General features: G+C 47.8%; 7 protein-coding genes and 1 pseudogene. 6 read left to right on the top strand and 2 right to left on the bottom strand.

Annotated features, from left to right (window positions below; translation table 11 throughout):
• Both ACT3RR_RS22475 and ACT3RR_RS22480 read right to left on the bottom strand, forming a co-directional pair.
• A partial coding sequence (locus ACT3RR_RS22475; RefSeq protein WP_496201138.1) for a transposase occupies positions 1 to 251 on the bottom strand: 251 nt, incomplete at its 3' end.
• A gap of 149 nt (positions 252 to 400) precedes the next feature.
• Positions 401 to 1,687: a hypothetical protein gene (locus tag ACT3RR_RS22480; protein ID WP_353504287.1), complete on the bottom strand. Its 1,287-nt coding sequence runs from the start codon at positions 1,685 to 1,687 to the stop codon at positions 401 to 403.
• A gap of 413 nt (positions 1,688 to 2,100) precedes the next feature.
• Between ACT3RR_RS22480 and ACT3RR_RS22485 the strand changes: the two genes are divergently transcribed.
• The 6 genes and pseudogenes from ACT3RR_RS22485 to ACT3RR_RS22510 all read left to right on the top strand — a co-directional run.
• The gene (locus tag ACT3RR_RS22485) at positions 2,101 to 2,691 is read left to right on the top strand and encodes a recombinase family protein (protein ID WP_353504286.1); all 591 of its coding nucleotides are present in this window, start codon (positions 2,101 to 2,103) and stop codon (positions 2,689 to 2,691) included.
• 87 nt (positions 2,692 to 2,778) lie between these two features.
• The gene (locus tag ACT3RR_RS22490; protein ID WP_353504285.1) at positions 2,779 to 3,129 is read left to right on the top strand and encodes a TonB family protein; all 351 of its coding nucleotides are present in this window, start codon (positions 2,779 to 2,781) and stop codon (positions 3,127 to 3,129) included.
• Between the two features lie 385 nt (positions 3,130 to 3,514).
• Positions 3,515 to 5,071 carry a type I restriction-modification system subunit M gene (locus ACT3RR_RS22495; protein ID WP_353504284.1) on the top strand — a complete coding sequence of 519 codons (1,557 nt, stop codon included), beginning with the start codon at positions 3,515 to 3,517 and terminating at the stop codon, positions 5,069 to 5,071.
• The gene (locus ACT3RR_RS22500) at positions 5,068 to 6,306 is read left to right on the top strand and encodes a restriction endonuclease subunit S (protein WP_353504283.1); all 1,239 of its coding nucleotides are present in this window, start codon (positions 5,068 to 5,070) and stop codon (positions 6,304 to 6,306) included. Before ACT3RR_RS22495 ends, ACT3RR_RS22500 begins: the two co-directional genes overlap by 4 nt.
• Before the next feature lie 86 nt (positions 6,307 to 6,392).
• A complete protein-coding gene (locus ACT3RR_RS22505; protein ID WP_353504282.1) occupies positions 6,393 to 9,509 on the top strand; it encodes an HsdR family type I site-specific deoxyribonuclease in 3,117 nt (1,038 codons plus the stop codon).
• Between the two features lie 421 nt (positions 9,510 to 9,930).
• Positions 9,931 to 10,140, top strand: a pseudogene (locus ACT3RR_RS22510) (IS3 family transposase); the annotation flags it as partial.

Below are 10,140 nucleotides of genomic sequence, written 5' to 3' on the forward strand. Positions count from 1 at the left end.
GCGGCCTTTTTTAAAATATCTCGCTCTTCAGTCACCCGCTTAAGTTCTTGCCTGAGGCGCTTTACTTCGTGCTGAAGGGCATCGTCCTGCTTTCGCTGTGGTTCAGGTTTTTGGTAACGCTTAATCCACGCGTAAAGGCTGTTGGTAGAAACACCGAGTCGTGCCGCAACCTCAGAAACAGGGTATCCCTGCTCGTTAATCTGTTTTACGGCTTCAATTTTGAATTCTTCAGTGAAATTTTTGGCTGACATAAACACTCCTTCATTGAGCCTCCATTATGAGGCAAAAAAGTGTCTACGAAACCCGGGTCTATTCAAACTGACCCAGTCTTCCAGCGTCAGAACCTGCACCTGCTCTAACTCCCTGAATAGGGCAGCGGCAGAGAACAGGCGCTGTTACGTTAGCGGTAACAGAAATTCCCGCTTAGCAGGCCAGCTTCTTCCGGCGTCAACCACTGCGATGTCATCTCCGCAAAGCGTGCCGCATCGCCTATTTCACCAAAGCTGCCAAATTCGTCGCGTATTTGACGCAATACCGTATCCGGCAGTTTACAGGCAGCCCGCCAGGCGTAATTGTAGGGTGTATTCGCACCGACAGGGCTATCCACGAAAGCTCGACTCACGTAGGGCAGATATTTCTCCAGCATTTCCTCGGCGTAGCGGACGGCCATTCCCTCATCGAGGGCACAGGTTCTGAGCGTGCCAGTGGGCCAAACTTTGGGATTCAGGAGATGGACTGCTTCATGGGCAATCTGGTAAAAAAACTGCTCCCAGCTGTCATATCGCCAACCAATACAGACCCCATACTTGTAATCTTTTGCGAGAGGGTGCTCAGGATGAAATGAGATCACCTGGGAATTCGCCACCCCATGTTCTTCACGCAGGCGGTTGTAGAAGGGAATCATAAAGGTGGTATCCGAGGATTGCCTATCACCGTAACGGTTCTGAAGATCAATCATCATGAAAAAGAGAATAAACCTACGCAGATTATTGCAGTTTTCATTCCACTCACGGGGGGAGAGAACCAGAGTTTCTGGTGCCTGAGCCAGGATGTCCTTCGCCTGTTGCTGGATCTCTTCTGATAACTCTCCAGCATCTTGGCAGAGATGTTCAAGCATCATCAGAAAGCGGTAGTTAATGTTCGCTGCTCCGATAGACTCGCGGACCTGCCGGAGAAAGGCAGCAAAGGTACCGTCTTTGACGCTGTAAATGAGCCTCTCCTGCCAGCCCGGATTTTCTTCTGTCCATTTAATCACGTCTTGGCTATTGGCCGTTCTGCAGAGATTGTTGATGGCTTTGGCCGGAAGAGATTTCAGCACATAATCCAGGCTGCTTGGGTAGACCTCGGTATAAATGGCGACGGCAGGTGCCACTTCAGATGTCATGCCATTTTCTAGCAGGGTGGTCAGAAAGGTACTGAAAGCACCATGAGGAGTGATGTATTCCGGCGAGCCCTGCAGAAGTAAAACTTGCTCCAACGCTTCCCGGACCTGGGGAGAAAACGCATTCATTTCATCCGCACCGGACAAGTGTACTTTGACGAATCGGGTGAGTTGCTTTTGTAATAGCTCATCCAGTTCACGGGCATCTTCATCGGTTCGAAGAGACACACGCTTGTCGTTAATTCCGGCATTTCTTGATAATGCACGTTTACGTTTTGACCTTTCAACGGCCGACTTAATGTTCATTTGAAATTCCTCGATTATGTATAAAAAAACTAATGGTGCCACGGTTTTATAGCTTCTATAAGTAACCGTGTCACCAATTAAATGATATTTTTGATAATATATCTTATATGCCATTTATTTATTTATAACCATTAATTGATACCAAATAGTTATATAAGTGTATGTTCTGCAACAAAGATCAGATTTCAGAGATAGCCGGAGATTTTGCGGGGGCAACGGTTTTAAGCTTTAAAGGCGCACTGTTTTAGCACTCACCGAGATTTCCCCCTTAGTCAGATAATTTTGTTAATAAACATTGTCCGCAAAACGGTCGTTAAACGGAATACCATAAATCGTCCGTAAACAGGCTTGTTTTATGAGTAAACGGACAATATGATTTATGGACAAGTTAACGGACATTTTGAGCGAAAATTATGGCATTGATCGGATACGCCCGGGTTTCAACAGACAATCAGCATATCGATTTGCAAAATGACGCTCTGCGGTCGGCGGGTTGTGAAAGAATTTTTGATGATGTCATCAGTGGTTCGAAAAGCGAACGTCCTGGACTGGATGCTGCGTTGGCCTATCTACGCGAAGGAGACATTCTCGTCGTGTGGAAACTGGATCGGTTAGGTCGTTCTATGGCTCACCTGGTTAATACGGTGCAAGAACTGGCCGGTCGCGGTGTTGGCCTCAAAGTACTAACGGGACAAGGTGCGGCCATCGATACCACAACTGCTCCGGGTAAGCTGGTCTTTGGAATATTTGCAGCACTGGCAGAGTTTGAGCGTGATCTCATTCGCGAACGAACTAAGGCGGGTCTTTCTGCTGCAGCTGCCAGGGGACGAAAGGGTGGACGTAAGCCCGTCGTAACGACAGAAAGTTTGCAAAAGGCGCGGAGTTTGATGGCACAAGGATTGAGTGTCCGGGAGGCGGCTGGACGACTAAAAATTGGTAAAACAGCGCTTTATGATGCTTTGCGCGCAATCAATAACAAAGATGATGACATATCTCCAGTGTAAGTATCTCGCATAGATCCATACCGCCCCTTTATTCCCTTTATTCCCTTTATTATCGATGGATATGAATACAATACGGAGAAAGCATGGATGATACGGAAGACTAGGCTCGTATTTATCTCATTGCTGCTGATAGCCTGTGCGTCAAAGGGAAAAGTAGAACCGAATGGTCATGTTATACCCTCAGATCGCGTTTCTTCGGCTGATACGGTGGCCACAACTCACGAAAAGGATGAAAAACTTCTACCGAATTCTATGCGTATCAAATTTGATGTTGATGAAGATGGACGGGTACAGAATATGCAAATCCTTGAATCGACAGCTACTCAAGAAGTTGAGCGCAAAGTCATCAGTAAGATGAAGAATGAATGGCGTTATGAAAAAGGAAAACCGAGAATGGATCTCAGAATAATCGCCACGTTACGTCCCCTAAAACGGTAGCACCGCCATGATGGGGGCTGCGCCGAAGAACCTGATTGTAATGAAACGGCGGCGTTGCGGCGGTTCTTCCTTATTCTGCCACACAGCCATACCAGGTTGACTCTCTCTCTCTGGCCGAAAGACTACCATTGGATAACACGGATTCATTCCACTAATAGTTGGTTCTAGGCTGTGCCCCTTAATCACCTGAGATATAGTAAATATTTGTTTTTAAATCATATCAATCATAACTGGCTACAACCTTCCTGACGAAGCATGGACCATCTAGCCCTTGTTGGGGGTAGTTTGGATACTCGTTCCTTTGTCATTTTAAGAGCAGCGGCGGTGAACTTAAGATAAAATCGCCTAAATAACAGAAGCTAAGCGCCCAATAACAGGATAAATAATGACAAGTCTTCAGCAGCGCGCAGAGTTACACCGCCAAATATGGGCAATCGCCAACGATGTACGAGGTTCGGTCGATGGGTGGGATTTCAAACAGTACGTCCTTGGCGCGCTCTTCTATCGCTTTATCAGCGAAAACTTCTCCAGCTACATTGAAGCCGGTGAAGAAAGCATTATCTATTCATCACTTGATGACAGCGTCATTACGGATGACATTAAAGACGATGCCATCAAAACCAAGGGCTATTTCATTTACCCGAGCCATCTGTTCTGCAATGTCGCCGCGAAAGCCAACACCAACGACCGACTCAATGCCGATCTAAACAGTATCTTTGTGGCGATTGAAAGCTCGGCATACGGCTATCCGTCTGAGGTCGATATCAAAGGTCTGTTTGCTGACTTTGATACCACCAGTAATCGCCTGGGAAACACCGTTAAAGACAAGAACAGCCGCCTGGCTTCCGTCCTGAAAGGTGTGGAAGGCTTGAAATTGGGCGATTTCGATGCTCACCAGATTGACCTGTTTGGCGATGCCTATGAGTTTCTGATTTCCAATTATGCGGCGAATGCCGGCAAATCAGGTGGCGAGTTCTTTACCCCGCAGCACGTCTCTAAGCTGATTGCGCAACTGGCAATGCATGGGCAAAACCAGGTTAATAAAATCTACGACCCAGCGGCAGGCTCGGGTTCACTCTTGCTGCAGGCGAAGAAGCATTTCGATAACCATATCATCGAAGAAGGCTTTTTTGGTCAGGAGATTAATCATACGACCTTCAACCTGGCCCGTATGAATATGTTCCTGCACAACATTAACTACGATAAGTTTAATATTATGCTGGGTAACACCCTGACTGACCCACACTTCAAGGACGATAAGCCCTTTGATGCCATCGTCTCAAATCCACCGTATTCGGTGAAATGGATTGGCAGCGATGACCCGACGCTGATTAACGATGAGCGCTTTGCACCGGCCGGCGTGCTGGCCCCGAAATCGAAAGCCGACTTTGCGTTTGTGCTGCATGCCCTGAACTACCTGTCAGCCAAAGGCCGCGCGGCCATTGTCTGCTTCCCTGGCATTTTTTACCGGGGTGGTGCTGAGCAAAAAATTCGTCAGTATCTGGTTGATAATAACTATGTTGAAACCGTGATTTCCCTTGCGGCTAACCTGTTCTTTGGCACCACCATCGCGGTGAATATTCTGGTGCTGTCAAAACATAAAACCGACACCGATGTGCAGTTTATTGATGCCAGCGGGCTGTTCAAAAAAGAGACCAACAACAACATCCTGACTGATGCGCATATTGGGCAGATTATGCAGGTGTTCGACAGCAAGGCTGATATCGACCATCTGGCGAAATCCGCGCCACTTGAGGCCGTTGCCGCCAATAACTACAACCTGTCCGTCAGTAGCTATGTCCAAGCCAAAGATACGCGTGAAATTGTTGATATCATCGAGCTAAATGCCGAACTGAAAGCCACGGTCAGCAAAATCGACCAATTACGCAAAGACATCGATGCCATTGTGGCCGAAATTGAAGGCAATGAGGCGCAGGCATGAGCGAGTTGAGTTATCTGGAAAAACTGCTGGATGGTGCCAAGGTTGAATGGAAACCATTAGCTGAGGTTTGCAGATTTATAAATGGCCGTGCTTATAAACAGGAAGAATTGCTATCTAAAGGAAAATATCCTGTCTTAAGGGTTGGTAATTTCTTTACCAATCAGAATTGGTATTACTCGGATTTAGAGTTAGACCCAGATAAGTATTGTGATAATGGTGACCTTTTATACGCTTGGTCTGCATCCTTTGGTCCTAGAATTTGGGAAAATGGAAAATCTATTTATCATTATCATATCTGGAAAGTAGTTCCGGACTTCAATCTTGTTTGCAAGCAATTCCTGTATTATCTGTTGCAGTGGGATACTAAAGCACTAAAAGATGCACATAGTACAGGCTCCACGATGATGCACATAAGCAAAGCCGCAATTGAGAAAAGATTAGTCCCAATTCCTTGCCCTTCCAACCCAGAAAAGTCCCTTGCCATTCAGTCTGAAATCGTCCGGATTCTGGATACATTTACTGCCCTTACCGCTGAGCTTAACGCTGAGCTTAACGCACGTAAAAAACAGTACAACTACTATCGCGACCAGTTGCTGAGTTTTGAAGAAGGAGAGGTTCAGTGGAAGACCTTGGGGGAGGTTGCCAAGTATTCTAAAACTCGTATTGGTTTTGATAAACTTGATAAAACAAACTATGTGGGTGTTGATAATCTTCTACAAAACCGCGCAGGAAAAACACAGTCTAATTATGTGCCGACATCTGGTAATCTTACAGAGTTCCTTGATGAAGATATATTAATTGGGAATATTCGCCCATATTTGAAGAAAATTTGGCAGTCTGACTGTATTGGTGGCACAAATGGCGATGTACTGGTTATTCGTTGTTGTGATGGTTCGGTTTTTTCACGATATTTATATCAAGTTTTAGCTGATGATAGTTTTTTTGAATATAACATGCAGCATGCCAGGGGGGCCAAGATGCCTCGTGGAGATAAAGATGCAATATTAAAATACCGAATTCCTGTACCTGCATTTGATGAACAAAAAAGCATAGTGAGTATACTAGATAAATTCGATACCCTCACCAATTCCATCGAGGAAGGCCTGCCCCGCGAAATCGCACTACGTCAGCAGCAGTACGAGTACTATCGTGACCTGTTGTTCAGCTTCCCAAACCTGCAGGCGCCGCTAACTGACAAACCTGAAGCAACTGCCCGCTCAGCGTTCTGTTTCTGACCGGGATTATCGATAACCACTTTTCCGCGCCGGTAACGTTGTATGCTTTTCTGCCGGTTTTGCCCCACTGGCACATAGGATGCGCTATGACCCAACAGACATACACCGTCGCCGAGACCAATAACTTTATTGTCCTGGATAAATATACCAAAGCCTGGGAAGCCGCTGAGAGCTACCAGAGCGAATCGGACCTGGAGCGCGAACTGATTCAGGACCTGCGCAATCAGGGCTATGAGTTTGTCTCGCTGCCCTCGCAGCAGGTAATGTTGGACAACGTGCGGACGCAGCTTCAGGTCCTCAATGGTGTGGCGTTTAACGACGGGGAGTGGCGGCGCTTCTGTGAACAGTATCTGGACAGTCCGAGTGACAGCAGCCTCGACAAAACCCGTAAAATCCATATCGACTACATTTGTGATTTTACGTTTGATAACGGGCAACTGGAAAACATTTACCTGATTGATAAAAAGAATCTGGTGCGCAACAAGATGCAGGTTACCCAGCAGTTTGAGCAGGCTGGCACGCACGCCAATCGCTATGATGTGACGATACTGGTTAATGGACTGCCGCTGGTACAGGTCGAATTAAAAAAGCGCGGCGTGGCCATTCGTGAAGCCTTTAACCAGATACACCGCTACAGCAAAGAAAGCTTTAACAGTGACACCTCCCTGTTCAAATACCTGCAGCTGTTTGTCATTTCCAACGGCACCGACACCCGCTACTTTGCCAATACCACCAAGCGGGATAAAAACAGCTTCGACTTCACCATGAACTGGGCGAAGTCCGATAACACGCTGATAAAAGACCTCAAAGACTTTAGCGCGACCTTTTTCCAGAAACATGCCCTGCTTAATATCCTGTTTGACTACAGCGTGTTTGACAGCAGCCAGACGCTCCTGGTCATGCGGCCCTATCAGATTGCGGCGACGGAGCGCATTTTATGGAAAATCAACAGCGCTTTTGCCGCAAAAGGCTGGTCAAGGCCGGAGGCGGGCGGGTTTATCTGGCATACCACGGGTTCAGGCAAAACCCTGACCAGCTTCAAGGCCGCGCGGCTTGCCACCGAGTTGGACTTTATCGACAAGGTGTTCTTCGTGGTTGACCGTAAAGACCTCGATTACCAAACCATGAAGGAGTACCAGCGCTTCTCACCGGACAGCGTCAACGGCTCGGATAACACCGCCGGTCTGAAGCGCAACCTGGAGAAAAATGACAATAAAATCATCGTCACTACTATTCAGAAGCTTAACAACCTGATGAAAGGGGAAGCTAACCTGCCTGTGTACCGCCAGCAGGTGGTGTTTATCTTTGACGAGTGCCACCGCAGCCAGTTCGGCGAAGCGCAGAAAAACCTGAACAAAAAATTCAAACGCTTTTATCAGTTTGGTTTCACCGGCACGCCCATTTTCCCGCAAAACGCATTGGGTGCAGAAACCACGGCCAGCGTGTTCGGTCGCGAGCTGCATTCTTACGTGATCACCGACGCCATTCGGGATGAAAAGGTCCTGAAGTTCAAGGTGGACTACAACGATGTCCGGCCGCATTTCAAGGCACTGGAAACCGAAACCGACGAGAAGAAACTCTGCGGAGCTGAAAGCCAGCAGGCATTTTTACACCCGCGCCGTCTTGAGGAAATCACCCGCTATATCCTGACCCACTTTCGTCAAAAAACGCACCGCATCTTCCCCGGCGCAAAAGGCTTTAACGCCATGTTTGCGGTCAGCAGCGTGGATGCCGCTAAAGCCTATTATAACGCCTTTAAACAGCTACAGCACGACGCCTCCTTGGACAGCGACACTCCTAAGCCGCTGAGAGTGGCCACCATCTTCTCTTTTGCGGCCAATGAGGAACAGAGTGCAGTCGGAGACATTACCGATGAGAGCTTTGATGTCAGCGCCATGAACAGCAGCGCGAAGGAGTTTCTGGATGCGGCAATAGACGACTACAACGGCCACTTCAAAACGAACTTCAGCACCGACAGCAACGGTTTTCAGAACTACTACCGTGATTTGGCGCAGCGCGTGAAAAATCAGGACATTGATCTCCTTATCGTGGTGGGCATGTTCTTGACCGGCTTTGACGCCCCGACGCTGAATACCCTGTTTGTCGATAAAAACCTGCGCTATCACGGACTGATGCAGGCCTTCTCGCGCACTAACCGTATTTATGACGCCACCAAGACCTTTGGTAATATCGTCACGTTCCGCAATCTTGAACGCGCAACCATTGATGCCATCACGCTGTTCGGTGATAAGAACACCAAAAACGTCGTTCTCGAAAAAAGCTATACCGAATATATGGACGGCTTTAAGGATGTGATAACCGGCGAGGCCAGACGCGGCTTTATGGATATCGTTACCGCACTGGAGCAACAGTTCCCAGACCCGGCTGACATTGACAGCGAGAAAGAGAAAAAAGCTTTTGTGAAACTGTTTGGCGAATACCTGCGTGCCGAAAACATCCTGCAAAACTACGATGAGTTTGCCAGCCTGAAAGCCCTGCAGCAGGTCGATACCAATGACGCTGCAGCGGTAGAGGCCTTCAAGGCCGCGCATTATCTGGATGATGAAAAACTCGCTGAACTTCAGACCATTCGCCTGCCGGCAGAGCGCAAAGTGCAGGACTATCGCTCGGTGTACAACGATATCCGCGACTGGCAGCGCCGCGAGAAAGCCGCCGGGGACAAGGACAAGTCCATGACCGACTGGGAGGACGTGGTGTTTGAGATTGATTTGCTGAAGTCACAGGAAATTAATCTGGACTATATCCTTGGCCTGATATTCGAGCATAACAAGCAGAACAAGGGCAAAGCGGCCCTGACTGAAGAGGTGCGACGGCTTATCCGCTCCAGCCTGGGTAACCGCGCCAAGGAGGAGTTGGTCGTTGATTTTATCCAGCAGACCAACCTCGATGACATGCCGGATAAGGCCGGTATCATTGATGCGTTCTTTACCTTCGCTCAGCGGGAACAGCAACGTGAAGCGGATGAGCTGATAAAAGAGGAGAACCTTAATGAAGAGGCCGCCAGGCGTTACATCCGTACCTCGCTGAAGCGCGAGTATGCGACGGAAAACGGAACTGAGCTTAACGCGACGCTCCCCAAACTCAGCCCGCTAAATCCGCAGTACAAAACCAAGAAACAGACCGTATTTCAGAAAATCGGAGCATTCATTGAAAAATTCAAAGGCGTCGGTGGCGGGATTTAATTCACGTTTATGGTCGTGCACGGATACCCTGGGACAGCAGTCGGTCTCTGTTGCTCAGTTAGCGGTTTCCGAGCGCTGTAATGAAAGCGTTCGGATAGGCATAAAATCGTTTTTTACTCGAACTGGTGGAAAAGGCTGGATGCGTGGGGGGAATTGTCCAAGATTCGAGCGGTAATAGCATAAAAAAAAGGCCGAGCGTCGGCCTAAATAAGGTGGTAATTCTATTTATTACTAATGGTTTACATGGATGTAACTGCCATATTTATATGGCATTTTTCGTGTAAATGAAAGTGCTTTTACGGCCAACGCTACTTACTGGTGAGAGCTACTCTTAATTTTACTTTTGTCGTTTTTTTTGAAAATAAGATCTGAACCGCCCCGGTAATCCTGGAGACTAAACTCCTTGAGAGAGGTAAACAGGATGACTAAAAATACGCGTTTTTCCCTCGATGTCCGTCAGCGGGCCGTTCATATGGTTCTGGATAGTCGGGACGAATACGACTCACAATAGGCTGCTCTCAGCTCCATCGCACCGAAGATAGGCTGTACCCCGGAGACTTTGTGTATCTAGCTGCGTCATTATGAGCACGATGCCAGCACTGGTGATGGTAGACTCACCACATCTGAACGT

This window comes from Ewingella sp. AOP8-B2-18, assembly GCF_052376015.1.
GTDB classification, from domain to species: Bacteria; Pseudomonadota; Gammaproteobacteria; order Enterobacterales; family Enterobacteriaceae; genus Ewingella; species Ewingella allii.